12 protein-coding genes are annotated in these 19,698 nt (G+C 71.3%); 7 read left to right on the top strand and 5 right to left on the bottom strand.

All coding sequences use genetic code 11. From position 1 onward, the window contains the following. Positions 1 to 194: 194 nt before the first annotated feature. On the bottom strand, positions 195 to 1,268 hold the full coding sequence (locus ACIBK1_RS36885) for a helix-turn-helix transcriptional regulator (RefSeq protein ID WP_396740316.1): 1,074 nt from the start codon (positions 1,266 to 1,268) through the stop codon (positions 195 to 197). Between the two features lie 40 nt (positions 1,269 to 1,308). Here ACIBK1_RS36885 and ACIBK1_RS36880 point away from each other — a divergent pair, with 40 nt between their 5' ends. Together ACIBK1_RS36880 and ACIBK1_RS36875 are read left to right on the top strand one after the other, a co-directional pair. Continuing rightward, positions 1,309 to 1,788, top strand: a complete 480-nt coding sequence (locus ACIBK1_RS36880) for a hypothetical protein (RefSeq protein WP_396726069.1) — start codon at positions 1,309 to 1,311, stop codon at positions 1,786 to 1,788. Positions 1,789 to 1,904: 116 nt separating this feature from the next. After that, a complete protein-coding gene (locus ACIBK1_RS36875; protein ID WP_396740314.1) occupies positions 1,905 to 3,977 on the top strand; it encodes a cellulose binding domain-containing protein in 2,073 nt (690 codons plus the stop codon). A 208-nt stretch (positions 3,978 to 4,185) separates the two neighbouring features. Here ACIBK1_RS36875 and ACIBK1_RS36870 read toward each other — a convergent pair whose 3' ends face one another. Beyond that, positions 4,186 to 7,902, bottom strand: coding sequence for a hydantoinase B/oxoprolinase family protein (locus ACIBK1_RS36870; RefSeq protein WP_396740312.1), 3,717 nt, complete (start codon positions 7,900 to 7,902; stop codon positions 4,186 to 4,188). Positions 7,903 to 8,052: 150 nt separating this feature from the next. On the opposite strand from ACIBK1_RS36870, the gene ACIBK1_RS36865 reads away from it, so the two are divergent. The 5 genes from ACIBK1_RS36865 (at position 8,053) to ACIBK1_RS36845 (ending at position 12,142) form a co-directional block, all read left to right on the top strand. Continuing rightward, positions 8,053 to 8,667 carry a TetR/AcrR family transcriptional regulator gene (locus ACIBK1_RS36865; protein ID WP_396740310.1) on the top strand — a complete coding sequence of 205 codons (615 nt, stop codon included), beginning with the start codon at positions 8,053 to 8,055 and terminating at the stop codon, positions 8,665 to 8,667. 52 nt (positions 8,668 to 8,719) lie between these two features. Further along, positions 8,720 to 9,406: a VC0807 family protein gene (locus tag ACIBK1_RS36860; RefSeq protein WP_396740308.1), complete on the top strand. Its 687-nt coding sequence runs from the start codon at positions 8,720 to 8,722 to the stop codon at positions 9,404 to 9,406. Next, positions 9,403 to 10,134 (top strand): SDR family NAD(P)-dependent oxidoreductase, encoded by a 732-nt coding sequence (locus tag ACIBK1_RS36855; RefSeq protein WP_396740306.1) that lies wholly within the window; start codon positions 9,403 to 9,405, stop codon positions 10,132 to 10,134. Before ACIBK1_RS36860 ends, ACIBK1_RS36855 begins: the two co-directional genes overlap by 4 nt. Positions 10,135 to 10,316: 182 nt before the next feature. Then, the gene (locus tag ACIBK1_RS36850; protein ID WP_396740304.1) at positions 10,317 to 11,642 is read left to right on the top strand and encodes an MFS transporter; all 1,326 of its coding nucleotides are present in this window, start codon (positions 10,317 to 10,319) and stop codon (positions 11,640 to 11,642) included. Between the two features lie 71 nt (positions 11,643 to 11,713). Beyond that, positions 11,714 to 12,142: an SRPBCC family protein gene (locus ACIBK1_RS36845; RefSeq protein WP_081903629.1), complete on the top strand. Its 429-nt coding sequence runs from the start codon at positions 11,714 to 11,716 to the stop codon at positions 12,140 to 12,142. Between the two features lie 64 nt (positions 12,143 to 12,206). On the opposite strand, the gene ACIBK1_RS36840 is transcribed toward ACIBK1_RS36845, so the two are convergent. From ACIBK1_RS36840 to ACIBK1_RS36830, 3 genes are all read right to left on the bottom strand, one after another. Continuing rightward, entirely contained in the window at positions 12,207 to 14,150 is a 1,944-nt protein-coding gene (locus tag ACIBK1_RS36840; protein ID WP_396740302.1) for an adenylyl cyclase, read from the bottom strand. A gap of 252 nt (positions 14,151 to 14,402) precedes the next feature. After that, positions 14,403 to 15,344, bottom strand: coding sequence for a pseudouridine-5'-phosphate glycosidase (locus tag ACIBK1_RS36835; RefSeq protein ID WP_396740300.1), 942 nt, complete (start codon positions 15,342 to 15,344; stop codon positions 14,403 to 14,405). A gap of 9 nt (positions 15,345 to 15,353) precedes the next feature. Further along, positions 15,354 to 19,451, bottom strand: a complete 4,098-nt coding sequence (locus ACIBK1_RS36830; protein ID WP_396740298.1) for an amino acid adenylation domain-containing protein — start codon at positions 19,449 to 19,451, stop codon at positions 15,354 to 15,356. Positions 19,452 to 19,698: the final 247 nt, after the last annotated feature.

The following is a 19,698-nucleotide window of genomic DNA, read 5'->3' as shown; positions in this document are numbered from 1 at the left end:
CGCCCTCGCTTCGCGCTTTCTCCCTTCGCGGCGTACGCGTGGTCTTGGGCACTTTTTCTCCCGCAATCGCGAGAATCTTGTCAGTGACGCCGTCAAGGATAGAACTCGGGCCGCACGCTGTCAGGGCACTCGCCGAGTTGGTATCACCTTTTATCGGACCCGCCGGAATTACGGCCGCTTTTTCCTCGGCGCCGCTACGGCAGCCGCGAAGCAGGCCCCGCAGCCGACCCCTGCACAGGCCCCTCCGCAGGGGGCGAAGCAGGCCGCGAAGCAGGCGGATAGAGGGCCGCGAGAGCGTGCGCGGTCGCCGCCATCTCGCGCCGCAGCTCGGCCGGTTCCAGTACCTCCACCTCGGCCCCGAGCTTGAGAAACTCCGTCCGCGCGTGCGTCACCGACTCGATGGGCACCGTCGCCGCGACCCAGCCCCGCTCGTCCGGCGGGCCCGCCGTCTCGTCCACCGCCCCGGCGACGGCCGAGCTCATGACCTCTCCAAGCCGCTCCCGGCCCCGCGGCGACAGCCGGACCACCGCGTGCCCCCGCAGCAGCCGTGAGCGGAAGCCGGCCAGATGCTCGCGCCAGTGTCGCTCCAGGTCGAAGCCTTCGGGGCGCTCGAACGTCTCATCGGTCACCGTGAGGGCGAGGATCTGGCCGACCCGGTAGGTGCGCAGCGCTCCGTCGCACCGCGCCACGAGATACCACTTCCCCGCCTTCAGGACCAGCCCGTACGGCTCCAGCCTCCGCTCGACCTCGCAGGGCTCCGCCCAGCGGCGGTAGCGGACGTGGACGACCCGGGTGTTCCAGACGGCCTCCGCGACCTCCGGCAGGTACGGCGACCGGTCGCCGTCGTAGTACCAGCCGGGCGCGTCGAGGAGGAAGTGCGCCCGCACCCGCCGCGCCTCCTCCCGCAGACCGGCCGGGAGCGCGGCCTCGATCTTCAGCTCCGCCGCGGCCAGCAGCGCGCCGAGGCCGAGATCGGCGGCCGGTCCCGGCAGCCCGGCCAGGGACAGCGCCGCGGCCTCCCGCTCGGTCAGGCCGGTGAGCCGGGTGCGGAAACCGTCCATCAGCCGGTAGCCGCCCTCGTGCCCGGCCTCGCCGTACAACGGGATGCCGGCGGCGTGCAGGGACTCGACGTCCCGGTAGATCGTGCGGACGCTGACCTCCAGCTCGCCGGCGAGCTGCCGGGCCGTCAACCGGCCGCGCGACTGCAGCAGCAGGAGGATCGACAGGAGCCGGGACGCGCGCACGATGTCACCATCGCACGATTCCACTGACGGAAGGTGTCAGTGAAGCGGCCCTACCGTTCCCGGCATGGCTTTCGCGGAGAAACTGCTCTTCGTGCCGCCCCCGATCAAGGTGAGCGGCTACCACGTCAAGCGCTACCACGTCACGGCAGACCCGGCCGGCATCGACCCGGAGGTCGAGAAGGCGGCGTACGCCGTCCTGCCCGAGCTGCTGCCGGATCCGGACGGCACGCCCCCGGCCGCCTTCGTCGTCCTTCACAGGGGCGGGGACGACGGGGCCTACATCAACGCCTACACCTGGGCCTGGGACAACGCCCTGCACAACGGCAACGCGGTGGCCGGTCAGCCGGTGCTCGGGTGCCCCGACCGGGATCCCACCCACTTCGTCCGGCTGGAACGCCCGCTCATCGGCTGCGTCTGGGAGCTGCCGCCGATCCTGCACGAACGCGACGCGTGGGTGCGGCACATGCTCGCCCCCGACCGGCCCGACCTCGGCGCGTACCTCGCCGACTCGCTGCCCGAGGGCACGACGGGCGACCGCCGATGAAAGAACCACGCGTACCGATCAGGGGTGATGTCCCGGGCGCTTGACCGGGACACGGCCGCGGGTGATCGTCGGGGCCTGACTCCACGAACCGGTCCCCTTCGACCCCGGAGCGATCGATGCGCAGAGCCCTGGCCCTCCCGCTCGCCGCGGTCCTGGCCGCCTCCCTGCTCGCGGCGGCGGACCCCGCCCAGAGTCCGGCGCCCTCGCAGGGCGGCGCCGTCGAGATCTCGGTCGATGCGCACGCCGGGCTCGGCACCGTCCACGAGGCGGCGTACGGCGCCAACGCCGCCGTCTGGGACCCGCACATGAACGACCCGGAGGTGGCGCGGCTGTACAAGCGGGCGCACATCGCCGCAGTGCGCTATCCCGGCGGGTCGTACGGCGACCTCTACCACTGGGAGACCCACACGGCGCCGGGCGGGACCGTGGCACCGGGCACGGGGTTCGACCGGTTCATGGGCACGGTCAGGGCGGCAGGCGCGCAGGCCGTGGTGATCGCAAACTACGGCACGGGGACGCCCGAGGAGGCCGCCGGGTGGGTCCGGTACGCCAACGTGACCAAGAAGTACGGCGTGAAGTACTGGGAGATCGGCAACGAGCTCTACGGCAACGGCTACTACGGGGCCACTTGGGAGGCCGACGACCACCCGGACAAGAGCCCCGCGGCGTACGCCCGCACCACGCTGGAGTTCGTCCGCGCGATGAAGGCCGTCGATCCCACGATCAAGATCGGGGCGGTGCTCACGATCCCCGGGAGCTGGCCGGACGGCGTGGTCGCCGCAGGCGACGCGGCGAACTGGAACCACACGGTCATCCCGGTGGTGGCGCCCGAGATCGATTTCTTCACCGTGCACTGGTATCCGGGCACGAGCATCCCGGACACCAGCGGCGACGTCGCCGCGCTGCTGGCCTCTCCGCCCGGCCTCGCCGAGATGCTGGCCCAGGTGCGGGCCGACGTCGCCGCCCTGGGCGGGCGCGACGTCCCGCTCGCGCTGACCGAGGTCGCCTCCAACATCGGGCGCAACACCCACGCGGCCGGGCTGTTCGCCGCCGACACCTACCTGACCGCGCTGGAGAACGGCGTCTTCACCGTGGACTGGTTCGACACCCACAACACGCTGGAGAGGGTCTCCGTGATCGACGGCGAGACCGACTTCCAGGACATCGGCTTCCTGTCGCTCGGCCAGTGCGCCGACGGCGTCTGCGAGCCGCCGCTCAACACGCCGTTTCCCGCCTACCACGGCATCGAGATCCTGCATGCGGCCGCCGGGCCGGGAGACAGCCTGGTCAGGGCCGGCTCCAGCCGGCCGGAGGTGGCCGTGCACGCCGTACGGCAAGTCGGCGGCGACCTGGCCGTCGTGATGATCAACAAGGATCCGGCCACCGCCTATCCCGTACGGCTCCGCTACACCGGGTTCACGCCCTCCGGCCGGAGCCCGGTGACGTACACCTTCACGAGGGGGGCCACCGGGATCGTCCGGGCCGAGCAGGGCGACCCGTACATCCGGACGCTGCCGCCGTACTCGATCACGACGATGACCGTGCGGGCGGCGAAGGGCCCGAAGCCCGCGCCGGCCCCGGGCACGCCGACGGCACGCGGCGACGCGGGCGGCGTCCCCGGCGCTGTCACCGTGAGCTGGCCGTCCGCCGGGCTACGGGCGGACAGCTATGAGGTGTACCGGCAGACGGGCACGGACACCGTCCTGCTGGGCACCACCCGGGGCACCTCACTGACGCTGCGCGGCCTGGAGCCCGGCGCCTCCTACACCGTCAACGTGCTGGCCAGGGATCGGGCCGGGCGGCTGTCGCGGCCGTCGGCGCCGGTGACCTTCACCGCCCCCACGCCGCCGGACAGCACCTGCGCGGTCCGCTACCGGGTGACGCAGGGCTGGGGGCGAGGCTTCACCGCCGAGGTGACCGTCACCAACCGGAGCACCGCGGACCTCACCGGCTGGGCACTGACGTTCCGGTTCCCGGTCGCCGGGGAGCGGGTCTCCGGCGGATGGGGCGGCACGTGGACGTCCGAGGGTCAGGACGTGCGGGTCGTCCCCGGTGAGCAGGCAGGGCAGCAGGCACCGACGATCCCGGCGGGTGGTTCGATCACCGTCGGGTTCGTCGGCGCCAACGAGGGGGCCTACCCCTCTCCCACCGTGTTCCGCCTGGACGGCACGGTCTGCTCGACGCTGTGACCGGCGCTTTCTTGGCTCGATCATGGAGTCGGCTTGCACCCGGACGTGAGGGCCGGGTGAGAGACTCCTGAGCAAGCGCCTGCCGTGTCAGGTGCGGAACCCCGCGGCTCATCGCCAGAAAAAGCCGCCCGGTGTGGTAACGGCGAAACCGCTGGAAGCCCGCCCTCCTCGCCGCGAAGGCCGAGGAGGGCGGAGCCCAACGGGAGGCTCAACCAGAGCCACGACCAGAGCCGCGATCAGCGCCGCGACGAGAGCCCGTCGGGGGCCCGTATCCCCCGCCGCCCGGTGTCTCGATCTCCAGCACGTCACCCGGCTCGACGCGCACCGAGTCGCATCCCGCCAGGTGGACGACGATTCCGTCCACGCGCCGCACCCGGTTGACGCCCAGTGCGCCGGGGGCGCCGCCGGCCATGCCGTACGGCGGCACGCGCCGGTGGCCGGACAGCACGCTGACCGTCATCGGCTCGCGGAACCGGATGCGGCGCACGGCCCCGTCCCCGCCGCGCCACCGTCCGCCGCCGCCGCTGCCGCGCCGTACGGCGAACTCCTCCAGCAGCACGGGGAACCGCCATTCCAGCACCTCGGGATCGGTCAGCCGGGAGTTCGTCATGTGGGTCTGCACCACCGCCGTCCCGTCGAACCCGTCTCCCGCCCCGGACCCCGAGGCGACGGTCTCGTAGTACTGGCGCCGTTCGTCGCCGAAGCTGACGTTGTTCATCGTCCCCGACCCCTCGGCCTGGACGCCCAGCGCGGCGTAGATCGCCCCGGTGATCGCCTGCGAGGTCTCGACGTTGCCGGCGACCACGGCCGCGGGGTACGCGGGGGCCAGCATCGACCCCTCGGGCACGACGATCCGCAGGGGCCGCAGGCAGCCGTCGTTGAGCGGGATCTCGTCGGCCACCAGGGTGCGGAAGACGTACAGCACGGCGGCGGTGACCACGGCGGACGGCGCGTTGAGGTTGGTGTCGAGCTGGGGCGAGGTGCCGGTGAAGTCGATCGTCGCGGCGCGGCGGGCGCGGTCCACCGAGACCCGCACCGAGATCACGGCGCCGGAGTCCGTCTCGTAGCGGAAGCTCCCCTCGCCGAGGGCGTCGACGACCGCGCGGACCGCGCTCTCGGCGTTGTCCTGCACGTGCCGCATGTAGGCCCGCACGACGTCGAGGCCGAAGTGGCCGATCATCGCGCCGACCTCCTCGACGCCCTTGGCGTTCGCGGCGATCTGCGCGCGCAGGTCGGCCAGGTTGGTCGCGGGGTCCCTGGACGGGTACGGCCCCTCGGTGAGCAGCCGCCGCGTCTCCTGCTCGCGCAGGCCGTCGCGGTCCGCCAGCAGCCGGCAGTCGAACAGCACGCCCTCCTCGTGCACGCTCCTGCTCCCCGCGGGCATCGAGCCGGGCGTCAACCCGCCGATCTCCGCGTGGTGGCCGCGGGAGGCCACGAAGAACAGGATCTCCCGGCCCGCGTCGTCGAAGACGGGGGTGACGACCGTGATGTCCGGCAGGTGGGTGCCGCCGTGGTAGGGATCGTTGATCGCGTACACGTCGCCGGGCCGCATCCCGCCGCCCCGGCGGCGGATCACCTCCTTGACGCTCGCTCCCATCGACCCGAGGTGCACCGGGATGTGTGGCGCGTTGGCGATGAGATCGCCGCCCGGGTCGAACAGGGCGCAGGAGAAGTCGAGCCGCTCCCGGATGTTCACCGACTGCGCGGTGGCCTCCAGCCGGGCGCCCATCTGCTCGGCGACGGACATGAAGAGGTTGTTGAAGACCTCCAGCATCACGGGGTCGGCCGCGGTGCCCACGCCCGTGGCGCGGGGGCGTGCCCGGTCCCGTTCCAGGAGCAGGTGCCCGTACGGCGTCACCCGGGCCCGCCAGCCGTCGTCGACGACGGTGGTCGCGTCGGCCTCGGCCACGATCGCCGGGCCGCCGAACGTGTCGCCGGGGCGCAGCAGTTCCCGCCGGTGGAGCGGCACCTCACGCCACCCGCCGCGGGTGTACATCCGCACGGTGGTCGCCGTACGCGTCCCTGCGCCGGCTCCGGAAGCGCGTCTGGCGGCGGCTCCGGAACCGGCTCCGGCGGCGGGCCCGGAAGCGGGTCCGGAAGCGGGTCCGGCGGCGAGGTCCGGGAGGCCGGGCCGCTCGGTCAGGCCCACCGCCTCGACGGAGACCGCCTCCGCGACCAGCGGCCGGTCCATGAGGAAGGAGTAGGTCCGCAGATGGGCGGCCTCGAACGCCGTCACCATCGCGTCCGTCGCGGCCAGGTCCACCTGCAGCGGCGTGTCGGTGCCGTCGTAGCGCAGCCGCACCCGCCTGCTCACCCGGATGCGCGCGTCCGGCACCCCCTCGTCCGACAGTTCGCGGCGGGCCGCCGCCTCCAGTGCGTCGGCGAGGCCGCTCAGGCGCCGCGTCGCGGCGGGCTCCAGCCGGGCCTCGACCGACTGCTCCCGCAGCACGGTCGTGTCGGCCAGCCCGATCCCCAGGGCGGACAGCACGCCCGCCATCGGGGGCACCAGCACGGTGCGGATGCCGAGCGCGTCGGCCACCGCGCAGGCGTGCTGCCCTCCGGCCCCGCCAAATGTGGTGAGGGCATACTCGGTGACGTCGCGGCCCTTCCGCACGGATATCTGCTTGATCGCGTTGGCGATGTTCTCGACCGCGACCCGCAGGTAGCCCTCGGCGACCTGCTCGGGGTCGCGCTCGTCGCCGGTCCGCCCGCGGATGTCCGCGGCCGTCTCCGCGAACCGCCGCCGCACCTCGTCCGCGTCCAGCGGCAGGTCGCCGTCCGGGCCGAAGACCTCGGGGAAGTGGCCGGGCTGGATGCGGCCGAGCATCACGTTGGCGTCGGTGAGGCACAGCGGCCCGCCGTTGCGGTAGCAGGCCGGGCCGGGGTCGGCTCCCGCGGAGTCCGGGCCGACCCGGTAGCGCCCGCCGTCGAAACGCAGGACGGACCCGCCGCCCGCCGCCACCGTGTGGACGGCGATCATCGGCGCGGACAGCCGTACGCCGGCCACCTGGGTCCGGACGACCCGCTCGTACGCGCCCGCGTAATGGGACACGTCGGTCGAGGTGCCGCCCATGTCGAAGCCGATCACCTTGTCGAATCCGGCCAGCCGGGACATGCTCGCCATGCCCACGACGCCCCCGGCCGGGCCGGACAGGATCGCGTCCTTGCCGCGGAAGTGCCCGGCCTCCGCCAGCCCGCCGTTCGACTGCAGGAACATCAGCCGTACGCCGGGCAGTTGCCGGGCCACCGCCTCGACGTACCGGCGCAGGACGGGAGAAAGGTAGGCGTCGGCCACGGTGGTGTCCCCGCGCGGCACCAGCTTCATCAGCGGGCTGACCTCGCTGGAGCAGGACACCTGGGCGAAGCCAGCGCTCCTGGCCAGGCTCCCGATCGCGCGTTCGTGCGCCGGGTGCAGGTGGCTGTGCAGGCAGACCACCGCGACCGCCCGGACGCCCTCCTCGCGCAGCCGCCGCAACCGCGGCGCGAGCCCTTCGAGGTCGGGCGGCCGGATCACGGTGCCGTCGGCGGTGATCCGCTCGTCCACCTCGGCCACACGCTCGTACAGCATCTCCGGCAGCACGATCCGCCGCTCGAAGATGCGCGGGCGGTCCTGGTAGCCGATGCGCAGCGCGTCGCCGAACCCCTTGGTGATGACCAGCGCCGTCCGCTCGCCGCGGCGTTCCAGCAGGGCGTTGGTGGCGACCGTGGTGCCCATCCGCACCGACTCGATCCGCCCGACCGGGATCGGCTCGCCCGCGGGGACGTCCAGCAGGGCGCGGATGCCCGCCACCGCCGCGTCGGAGTAGCGCGCCGGGTTCTCCGACAGGAGTTTGCGCGTCACCAGCCGCCCGTCCGGGCGGCGGGCGACGACGTCGGTGAACGTCCCGCCGCGGTCCACCCAGAACTGCCACCGGTCTCCAGGCATCGGATCCCCCTCCGCACGCCCGTACATCCCTTGTATCAGGGCCGTACGCCCCAGCCTGCGACGGCAGACAGGGTGGGCGGCCCTCGCGTTGGCCAAATTGATTCAGTCGGCGTAGGATTTATCTGGCTAGATAAATCTGAAGGGTAGGCAGTGGAACCAACCGGACAGACGAAGCGGACATTTACCAATGCGGCGCGGCGCGCGCAGATCGTGAAGGCGGCAGTGGACGTGATCGCCGAACTTGGCTACGCCAAGGCGTCGTTCGCCAAGATCACCGAGCGGGCCGGGCTGAGCAGTCCGCGGATGATCTCGTACCACTTCACCGACAAGGACGATCTGATCCATCAGATCGTCCGGGAGGTGTTCGTCGCCGGCGCGGAGTTCATCGGCGCTCGGATGGCGGCCGAGGAGACGATGACCGGCAAGCTGCGCGCATATCTGGAGGCCAACCTGCAGTTCCTGCGGGAACACCCACAGGAGATGGCGGCGCTCACCGAGATCGGCCCCCATGCGCGTGACGCGAGCGGCCTGCCCTACACGTCGCAGAGTGCCCAGGAGCCGAGCGTGCGAGGCCTGGAGGGCCTGCTCTCCGCGGGACAGCGGAGCGGCGAGTTCCGTGACTTCGACGCCCGGTCCATGGCGGTGATGATCCGCGGCGCCATCGACGCCGCGGCCCAGCGGCTGCGCGGGGAACCGGGGCTGGACTTCGACGCGTACACCCGCGAGCTGGTCACCGCGTTCACGCTCGCCGCCCGCTCCGGCTGAATTTGTGTCCCGAGCGAACCCCCTCGAAGACCCGCGACAGGAAGGTCGTGCCATGGCAAGGAGTTTCGGTGCGCAACTCTCGGTGCGGCCCGCCGGGCTGAGCCGTGTGCTGCTGGTCCATTTGATCGTCCCGCTCGCCCTCTTCTACGGCCTGCGCTGGCTCGGTGTGAACCAGATCCTCGCGCTGCTGGTAGGAGCCGCGATCCCGGCGACCGGGGCGGTCCGGCGTATCGTCACCGAGCGCCGGGCCGGCGGGCTGGACGTCTTCACGCTCGGCACGATGGGCCTCACCGTCGCCATGTCGTTCGTCACCGGCAGCCCACGCCTTCTGCTGATCCGCAATGGCTGGGGCATGGCCGCGATCGGCGTGTGGATGCTGTGCACGCTGCTGTTCCGGCGGCCGTTCCTGTACGAGGCGACCAGGATCGTCGTGGACGAGGACAAGCGGCATACGCTCGAAGTGAACTGGGAGCGCTATCCGGCGTTCCGTCGGCTCCTGTGGATCTGCAGCGCGTTCTGGGGCCTGGCGTGCTTGGCCGACACCGCGGTGCGGGTCGTCATGGCGATGACCCTGCCGATCGACCTGGTTCCGGTGCTCGACGATGTACTGCTGGCGGTCACCGTACTGGTGATCTTGTCCTTCCAGCGGTTCTTCGGGCGTGCATTCCTGCGCCGCAACGGGCTGCGCAGCCGTGGGCTGCTGATCACGCCCATACCCGCCACCGAGCAGTCGGCGTGACGGCCGGCGCGGTGGCGCTGATCACCGGCGGTGCGTCAGGGATCGGAGCCGCGACCGCTCGGCGGCTGGCCGGCGAGGGGTGGCGAGTGGTCATCGCCGACGTCGACGCCGCCCGCGGCGCCGGTGTCGCCGATGACTGCGGCGGGCTCTTCATCCACACCGACGTCACCTCGCTCCACGACAACGAGCACGCGGTGGCGCAGTCCGTCCGGGCACACGGTCGGCTGGACGCGGTCGTGCTCAATGCCGCGATCGCGGGTCGCTGCGGACTGGACGACTTCACGCAGCAGCACTACCGGGAAACCATGCGCACCGATCTCGACGGCATCGTCTACGGCCTGCACGCCGCCCTGCCCCGACTGCGCCGGCAGAGGAGCGGGCACATCGTCGTCACGGGGAGCCTCGCGGGGCTGACCGGATCGCCCGATGTGTTCTACGCCACCGCCAAGCACGCCCTCATCGGACTGGTCCGCTCGGCCGCACCGCACCTGGCACGCGACGGCATCCGGCTCAACATCGTCTGCCCGGGGCTGGTGGACACGCCCGTCCTCGCACGGGCGCGCACGGCCATACTCGCTCACGGGCTGCTGCTGGCCGATCCCGGCGAGATCGCCGCCGCCGTCCAGTCCGTCCTCGGCGATCGGCGAACCGGGCGTGCCTGGGTCGTCCAGGCGGGCCGGCCCGCCGTGCCCGTGGAGTTCCCCGAGATCCCGCTCGCAACGCGATAGACGGCCGACGAGGAGAATCCACCCCCCTCGTGGTGAGGTGCGTGAAACCGCATCAGACGGAACTCACGGGATGGAACGCCGCTCTAAATAGGGAGACACGTCACCTGATGCCGGACATATGATCGAGTGCCGTTTCCCGGATCACACCGGACCGGCGCGAGGGGAAGGTGGTCCCGGCGGTGATGTCCGTGCCGAACGTGGAGCGCAGCAGGGGCATCGGCGCCCTCGTCACCGGCAACCTGCTCGGCGGCGTCGCGGTCGCCTCCGGCATCGCGGTCGGCGGGCTGCTCCTGGAGCGGCTCGGCGGCACGTCCGTCGCCGGGCTCGGCCAGGCCGCGAGCGTGCTCGGCGCGGCGGTCGCCGCGGTGCCGCTGGCCGGCGTCGCGGCGCGGCACGGACGGCGCCGTTCGCTCGCCCTGGGCTACGCCATCGCCGTGCTCGGCGGCGTGCTGATCGTCGCGGCCGCCGTCGTCGCGCAGCTCGTCGTGCTGCTCGCCGGGCTGGCCTTGTTCGGCGTCGGGCAGGCGGTGAACCTGCAGTCCCGGTACGCCGCCGCGGACGGCGCGGCTCCTGGCGCCAGGGCCAGGACGATGTCGATCGTCATCTGGGCGACCACGATCGGGTCCGTGGCCGGCCCCAACCTCAGCGACGTGGCCGACCGGTTCGGCCGGTGGCTCGGGCTGCCCGGCCTCACCGGTCCCTACCTGTTCTCGGTCGTGTCCTTCGCCCTGGCGGGCGCGGTGGTGGCGGTGTTCCTCCGGCCCGCCGCGCGGTCGTCCGCCCCGGACACGAACGACGCGGCCACAAACAATGCGGCCACCAACGACGCGGGCACCGGCGAGGCGGGCACGAGCACCCGGGCGGTGGGAGCGGTCGCGGCGCTGCGCTGGGCGGCGGCCGACCCGGCGGCGCGGTTCGCGGTCGTGCTCATCTCGGTGGCGCACGCGATGATGGTCATGGTCATGGTGATGACGCCGCTGCACATGCAGCACCACGGCATGTCACTGCGGCTCGTGGGCGTGGTGATCAGCCTGCACGTGCTCGGCATGTACGCCCTGAGCCCGGTCTTCGGCTGGCTGGCCGACCGGATCGGCGCGGTCCGCACGGCGTGCGGCGGGATGCTGCTGCTCGCGGCGGCCGTCGTGCTCGGCTTCGTGGCCGCCTCCGCCGCGGAGGGCAGCGCCCTCACCGCGCTCGCGCTGACCGTGCTCGGGCTGGGCTGGTCGGTGTCGTTGATCTCCGCCTCCGCGCTGCTCGCCGGCACCGCCGCGGACCACGTGCGGGTGCCGTTGCAGGGCGCCACGGACGCCGGGATGAACTACGCGGGCGCCGCCGCGGCCGCGCTGGCCGGGCCGATCCTCGCCGGGGGCGGATTCCGCGCGGTCAACATCGCGGCGGCGGTCATCCTGGTGCCCGCCGTCGTGGCGGCGACCGCCGCCGTACGCGGGGGCCGGGCGGCCGAGGGCTCTCCCGTTGATCGGCCGCAGGGGACCACTGCGTCATCATGAGGGTGCCCGCGGCGCTCGCGTGAGCCGCGGGGCCGATCCGGGTGGGAGACGAAGAGGGAGTGAGGGCGGGTATGCGGTTCGAGACCGGCGTCGACATCGACGCCGCCGCGGAGCGGGTCTGGCGGGTCATGACGGACGTCGCCAGGTGGCCCGAGTTCACCCCCACCATGACCACGGTCGAGCCCCTCGGCGACGGCCCGCTCGGCCTCGGCGGCCGGTTCAGGATCAAGCAGCCGGGGCTTCCCCCGATGGTCTGGCAGGTGACCGAGTTCACCGACGGCGTCTCCTTCGCCTGGCAGGCGACCGGCGGTGGCGTGGCCACGGTCGGGACGCACGTGCTCACGCCTCGCGAGAGCGGGGTGTCGGTCCTGCTCGGGATCGACCAGTCCGGGCCGCTGGCTCCGCTGATGAGTCTGCTGGCCGGCGGCCGCACCCGCAGGTACGTACGCACGGAGGCGGAGAGCCTCAAACGGCGCTGCGAGTCCGGCGACGCCGTGTGAGCGGTTCCGCCGGCGTGGGCCGGAGTCCGGGGACGTGACCCCGGACTCCGGCCCACGCGGGTGACTACTGGGCCAGGTAGTCCGCGATGTACTGCGGCGCGCCGACCTTGGTCGTGTCGGCCGCGTCGCCGACGCCGTTGACGACGTGGTCGATCGTCCCGGCGTTGAGGTTGACCGTCATGATGTGGTGCAACCGCACGCCCGGGGTCTGCGGCACCTCGAAGCCGTTCTCGGTGTGGATCTGCGGGTTGTTCTGGTTGAAGACGTAGACGCCCGCGCCGTAGAGGTTGTGCCTCTTCACGCGGTCGCCGACCTTGTAGCCGGCGTAGCCCTCCACGGAGCCGTTCATCCAGTCGGCCTGCGTCGGCGGGTCGTACGGCAGCTCGTTCTGGTAGAGGATCGTCGTGCCGTCCTCGCCGTTCCAGACCGTGTTGTAGCGCTGGAAGTGCTCGACGAACAGGCCGGTCGCCGTCACGTGGTCGCCGTTGACGACGACGCCATAACGGCCGATGTTGGTGTTCCAGCGCTGCGTGTCGGTGAAGCCCTCGACGCCGTGGTCGGCGCGCCACACCCAGGTGTGGTCGATGAGCACGTTGTCGCTGTTGACCTCGAGAGCGGTCTCGGTCTTGCCGACGTGCGGGCCGCCGACCCGGAAGTACACGTCGGACAGGGTCGTCGGGTTGTCCGCCGGGGTCCGGTGACCGTGCTCGCCGTGCTCCTTGCCCACCCGCAGCAGCACGGGGGACTTCTGGAGACCCGCGTCGACGGTGACGCCGGCGACGACCACGCCGGGAACGTCGGCGACGTCGAGCGGGGTCGCGCCGCGTGAGGCGGTGAGGGTGGCGTGCCCGAGGCCGAGGACCACGGTGTCGGGACGCTTGACCTCGATGCTCCGCGCGATGTCGTACACGCCGGGCGTGAGCAGCAGGTTCCTGCCGCGCGCGAGCTGGCTGTTGATGGCCTGCACCGAGTCGGACGGCTTCGCGACGTAGAAGTCCGACAACGGCACCGTGCGGCCCGGCGTCATGCCGTCCGCCCACGAGACGCCGCGCGTGTTCTTCCTGGCGGCGGGCACGCGGACGTTGAGCCTGCCCTGCGCGTCGGTGAACAGGTAGGGCTTCTCCCGGCTGACGGGGGTGTTCTCCACGGTGGTGTAGGGCGGGTCAGGGAAGCCGGACTCGTCCGGCGCGCCGACGACGCCCGAGAAGACCTGGTTCCACACCGCGTTGGACCACCCGGCGACCTCGGTGTTGCGGGTCAGCCACTGCTGCTGGGAGCCGTTGGTGACGGACGGCAGGCGGGAGTCGGCGATGAAGCCCCCGCTCGCGTACTGCGGGCCGGCGGTGCAGTAGTCCATCAGCGACAGGGTGCCGCCGGTGACGTTGAGGCGGCGCATGGAGACCGCCTGGGAGACGGCCCAGAAGTTCGCCGTCTGGCGGCAGCCGTCCTGGCCCGCGGCGTTGACGTTGATCGACAGGTTCGACAGCGTGCGCCAGAAGTTGACGAGCGCGAGGCAGTTGCCGGTGCCGTTGTTCTCCAGGCAGCGGTTGTAGACCTCGACCTTGCCGTTGATGACGACGTCGGTCGGCGAGGCGCCGAGACCGGCGATCTCGGTGTAGTAGCCGACCTTGATCTGCAGCGGATGGTCCGCGGTGCCGTACGTGCCGGGCTTGAAGAGGTAGGCGTGCCGCTCGGCGCCCATCTCGTTGTCGACCTGCGCCGTGTGCGCCGCGTCGAGGGTCGCCTGAATCTGGTCGACCGGCATGCTCGGGTCGAAGACGGTGACGCCGGGCCCGAGATCGGCGACTCCTCCGGGGCTTCCCGGAGCTCCAGGGCTTCCCGGAGTTCCAGGGATCGCGTGGGCTGGCGCGGCGGCGGTGGCGGCGGTCGTTCCCGCCGTCACGACGGCGGTCGTCAGCACGAGACCGAACGTGAACGCCCGGCCGATCAACCGGCGGCCGGAACGCCACCTCAGGGGACTCCCAGTTCCAGGAGTCTGGGTCGTCATACGGTTCGTCCTTTCCGCTGCGTACGCAGCCGAGAGAGCGCTCTCTCTTGAGCCGACCTTGTATCAAGCCCCGAAAAAATATGTGGGTTGTTTGTACCGCGCGGACCGGCCCCTGCGCTATCCCTTGACTTTCCGCCGGCGGTTCCTCCGTGGACGCAGAACCGCCCCGGAGCGGGCGGGCTCCGGGGCGGTTCTGCGCTCGGCTCAGGGTTCGGACCAGGGCTCGGACTAGGGCTCGGACCAGGGCTCGGATCAGGCGGTCTCCTCCCGATACCGCGCGTGGGCCGCGGCCAGACGGCCGCCGACCTCGGCCGTGCTGACGAGCACGGACATGTTCGCCCTCGACGACCGGCCCTCGGTGGCCGCGTCCACGGCGCGCATCAGATACTTGGTGATCGCGTTGCCGCGCACGCCGTCCCGCTCGGCCGCGGCCATCGCACCGGCGATGGCGGCGTCCACCTCGGACGCGTCGATCGCGTCCTCCTCCCGCACCGGCGTGGTGATGAGGAACGAGCTGTCGTTGCCCAGCGCCCAGTGGTTCTCCACCGCTCGTGCGATCACCCGCTCGTCGTCCAGCCGCTGCGGGCTGCGGATGCCGCTGGAGACGCAGTAGAACGCGGGGAAGTCGTCCGACCGGTACGACACCACCGGCACGCAGTGGGTCTCCAGATACTCCATCGTCAGGTTCAGGTCGAGGATGCTCTTGGCCCCGGCGCAGACGACGGCGACCTTCGACCGGGTGAACTGGATCAGGTCGGAGGAGACGTCCATCGTCTTCTCCGCGCCCCGGTGCACCCCGCCGATGCCGGCCGACGAGAAGAACGGGATGCCGGCCAGTTCGGCCGCCACCACCGAGCTGGCCACGGTCAGCGCGCCGAGCCCGCCCTGGGCCAGGATCACCGGCAGGTCCCGGCTGCTGACCTTGGGGATGCCGGGCGTCGAGGCGAACCGCTCGACGTCCTCGTCGGTCATGCCGACCTTGATCTGCCCGCCTTCGACGCAGATCGTGGCCGGGACCGCGCCGCCCGCGCGGACGGCGTCCTCGACCTTGCGCGCGGTCGCCGCGTTGTCCGGATAGGGCAGTCCGTGGGTGATGACGTTCGACTCCAGCGCCACCACCGGCCGCCTCTCGGCGAGTGCGTCCGCGACCTCGTCGCTGAACACCAGCGGGACGCGTCCATGCTCCCGGGTCATCGTCGCTCCTCAGTTCGCGGCCGGGCCGTAGTTCGGCAGCTTGTTCAGCTTGTGCTTCTGGTTGAGGATCTCCGGGATGTAGACCTTCTCGTCCCACAGCTCCTTCGCGACCGGCTCCAGGATGATCGACACCGAGCCCTCCTCACAGCCGAAGGCGCTCGTCATCGCCTTGGTCACCGCGGCGACCAGGTCGGAGTGCTGCTGCTCGGTGAGGGGGACGGGGAAGTGCTTGATGCTGACGTGCGGCATGATGATCTCCTTACCGTGGGTCCCGAGACGATCCCTGATGGCTGCGACCAGCTCGTCGATCTCCGGTTCCTTGAGCAGGCCGTAGTGATCGGCTTCCAGGTCGACGACGACCGGGGCCGTCGCCGAATAGCCGCTGCTGTTCTCCAGGAACGAGTAGTCGTCGCCCCTGGCCTTGAAGATGGTGATCGGCGCGTCGATCCGCCGCCGGGCCAGCTCGCGGAAGGTGTAGCTGAACTCGAAGGTCTCGCCCACCACCCGCATGATCCGGCGTACGAGGTCGGCGTCCAGGTCGGGGAAGTTGCGATGGATGAAGGCGGCGAAGCTCTCCTCGTCCACGGCCTCGGCCAGGCACCGTTCCAGGAGCGGGCCCGTGATCGTGCCGGCGAAGACCGAGAAGAGGATCGTCACGTACGCCTTGTTGCCGAAACCGGCCTCGCGCTCGTGCTCGGACGTGCCCGCCGTGTGGACCTTCGGCGAGCCCGGCGCGATCAGGAACAGGTGCTCCACCCGCTCACCGGCCTGTTCCAGCTGGTAGGCGGCCTCGAACGCGACACGCGCGCCGAACGAGTATCCCCACAGGGTGTAGGGACCGGACGGCTGCAGCCGGCGGATCGCCTTGACGTCCTCGGCCGCCATCTCGCCGATGGTCGCGTACGGCACCTCCTCGGGGTTGATCCCGTACGCCTGGATCCCGTAGAAGGGCTGGGTGGCGCCCATCCTGGCGGCCAGCGTGCGCAGGTTCATGGTGTAGCCGCCGAGGCCGGGCCAGCAGTAGACGGGCCGCCCGGAGCCCTCCCGCTGCAGCGGCACGAGCCGGGAGCACGCCTCGGACTCGGTCCCGTCGAGCCGACGGGCGAGCTTCTCGATGGTGGGGCACTCGAACAGCACCTGGAGGGGCAGCGAGCCGCAGAACTCCCGGTTGATCTTGTTGATCAGCCCGACGGCGATGAGCGAGTTGCCGCCCGAGGCGAAGAAGTCGTCCTCCACCGAGACCGTCTCCCGCTTCATCGCCTTCTTCCACAGCTCGGCGATCCGGCGCTCGGTCATGGTCCGCGGCGCGACGTACGGCCGGTCGGCGTTGTCCGCGTCCGTCGCGGAGGACTCGGCGAGGGCCCTCACGTCGATCTTCCCGTTCGCCGTGAACGGGAGCCGGTCCAGCACGACGACCTTGTTCGGGATCATGTAGTCCGGCAGGAAGTTGATGAGGTCGTCCCTGATCATCTCCGCCGGTCCCTTCATGTGGACCGAGTCCTCCTTCATCCCCTCGCTCAGCCGCTGCTCGTCGCTCACGCGGCCGCCGATGAAGAAGTAGGACGGGCCGGTGGGCCGGCCGTTGGCGTGGAGGATGTCGTCGATCCTGCGCGCCGAGGGCAGGGCGTCGCCGGACTTGGAGCTGTATCCGGACGACATGAACCCGATGTTCACGTCGTTCATCGACAGGCGCTGCAGCGTGCGCCCCAGGTCGATGTAGTGCAACCACTCCTCGTTGTTCCTGCTGATCACCGAGATGCCGAGGCTCGACCGGTCGTAGACCGCCTGGTTGATCGCGATGACCTGCTTCTTCAGGATGAGCTCGTCGGAGATCAGCCGCAGCCGCCCGTTCTCGTAGGCGTACTGGCCCGCCCGCATGTCGGCGATCTTCCCGGGATGCGCCTGGACGTAGAGGTCGATCTCGTCCTGGCGCGGCCCGGCGTACGGGACCAGCTCGAACGTCCCGAGGTAGTAGTCCTCGGCGGCGCAGTCCAGGTGGTCCATCGTGGCCGGCGCGTACTCCAGGGGCCTGATGTCCAGGCCGTACTCCGGCAGCACCTCCTCGAACAGGCCGACCATGTGGCCGGTCTCGATCTCCAGGACCTCGCGGATGTTGTTCTTGTAGACCGGTTCGATCGCCCGCCTCTTGCCGACGAAGTGCAGCCTCACCCTCGGCTGCGCTCCCCCGGCGGCCGGCCCGACCAGCACGAGCCTGTGGTCCACCGGATGGTGGTAGTAGAAGCCCGGCTGGAGGTCGCCGATCCCGTCGATCTCCAGGTAGAGCTGGGCCGCGTACAACGCCCCCGGCGAGGCGTACGCGTACTTCGGCAGCAGGCGTTCCTCGCTGTGGTGCGGGCCGAGGTAGCGCAGGATCTCGCCGAGCGTGTCCATGCCGACGGTGTCGAGGCCGCGGGAGTGCGCGCCCTCGGCCTTCCTGGCCAGCAGCTTCAGGATGTCGCCCCGGCCGAGCTCCCCGCCCTCGTAGAACCGGTAGGTCTTGCGCGCGAACGCCAGCCCGCGTTGCCGCGCGGTCGCCTGCCTGCCCGGCAGGTCGATCACCGGCCTGCCGTCGAGCTCCGCGGCCTCCCTGAGCCCGGGATTGGACAGCTGCGCCCTGACCTGGAGCCGGCTCGCCTTGGACTGGTGGTGGGCGCCGTGGTTGCCCTGGTCCATCAGCGCCGCTTCCTTGGGGTTCAGCTCCACGCAGGCGATCAGGTTCTGGAAGCCGGTGCGCGGGTCGTTCTTGACGATGACCGCGGCGTGCTTGACCCAGTCGTGGGTCTCGATGGCCAGCTTGATCTCGTCCAGCTCGACCCGGAACCCGCGCAGCTTGACCTGGTTGTCCGCGCGGCCGACGAACTGGACGGTGCCGTCGGCGTTCCAGTACGCGAGGTCGCCGGTCTTGAACAGCCTGCCCTCGCCGAGCGGGTTGTCCACGAACCGCTCGGCGGTCAGCTCGGGCCGGTGCAGGTAGCCGCGGGCGACCTGGACGCCTCCGATGAACAGCTCGCCGATCTCGCCGACGGCCACCGGCCCCCCGGCCGGATCGAGGATGTGATAGTCGGTGTGGTCGACCGGCGCGCCGATCGAGATCGCGTTCGGGCCCTCGTCGACGGTCGCCGGGTCCACGGTGTAGGCCGACGAGTTGATCGTGCACTCCGTGGGGCCGTACAGGTTGACCAGCGCGCACCCGGGCATGGCGTCGAGGAAGCTCGTCGCCAGCCCCTTGGACAGCACCTCGCCTCCGGTGAAGACCTGCGTGAGCGAGGTGCAGCTCTGCAGTTCCTCGGTGTCCAGCAGCGCCGTCAGCAGCGTGGGAACGCACTGCAAGGTGGTGACGTCGTGCGTCCTGATGACGTCGATCAGCCGCTCGGCGTCCCGGTAGACCCCGGGCGGGCCCACGACGACCAGGGAGCCGCAGACCGGCGCGAGGATCTCCCACTGTGCCGCGTCGAAGCTCATCGGCGTCTTCTGCACGATGACCTTGTCCTGGTCGATCCCGTAACCGGCGCGCAGCCACCGCATCTGGCTGACGATGCTGCGGTGCTCGATCATCACGCCCTTCGGCTTGCCGGTGCTGCCGGAGGTGTAGATGACGTACGCGAGGTTGCCCGGACGCAGGCCCGGGTGCCGGCCGGGGCGCCGGTCGCCTCCGGGCGAATCCGCGAACCCCTCCACGTCCTTCAGGGTGACGATCCTCGTCTCCGCGGGCGCCAGCTCGGTCAGCCTGTCCACGAGCTCGTCCTGGGTGACGACGACCCGCACGCCGGCGTCCTCGATCATGTAGCGGAGGCGCTCTTCGGGATATTCGGGGGACAGCGGCAGGTAGGCGCCGCCGGCCCGCAGGATTCCCCAAACGCCGACCATCAGGTCGATCGACGGCTCGACGAACAGCCCCACGCACTCGTCGAGGTCCACGCCGAGCTCCCGCAGGTGCCCGCCGAGGGCCGCGCCGCCCTCCGCGAGCTCGCGGAAGGTCAGCCGCCGCTCTCCGCAGACGACCGCGATGGCGCCCGGGCGCAACCGGGCCTGGGCATCGAGCAGATCGGGAAGACAGGCGTCCTCCGGTGGTTCCCGTCTCGCTTCAACGGCTGGAGTGGTGATCATTTCCTCCCCCTGCGATGGGCGGACAAGGATTGCTGGGAAACCGCGGCCCTCGGCGCCGTCACCCGTGTCCCGCGCTCCGCCGCGGGGGTGACCGGCCCGGGCCGCGCCGCGGGCCGGTCGGGCCTGCCGCCGGACCGGCGGGATGTGCGGACTGTGGAAGAGGCCACGCGAGACCCCGGGGTGGGTCGGTCCCGGGGGCCGTCGCCGGTGCCGCGGAAAGATCGAACCGGCGACGGCGGGGATCCCC

The sequence above is a fragment of the Microbispora rosea genome, assembly GCF_044460045.1.
Lineage (GTDB): Bacteria > Actinomycetota > Actinomycetes > Streptosporangiales > Streptosporangiaceae > Microbispora > Microbispora rosea.
Note: the sequence above shows the minus strand (reverse complement) of the source record. Positions and strands in the feature narration are given on the sequence as shown.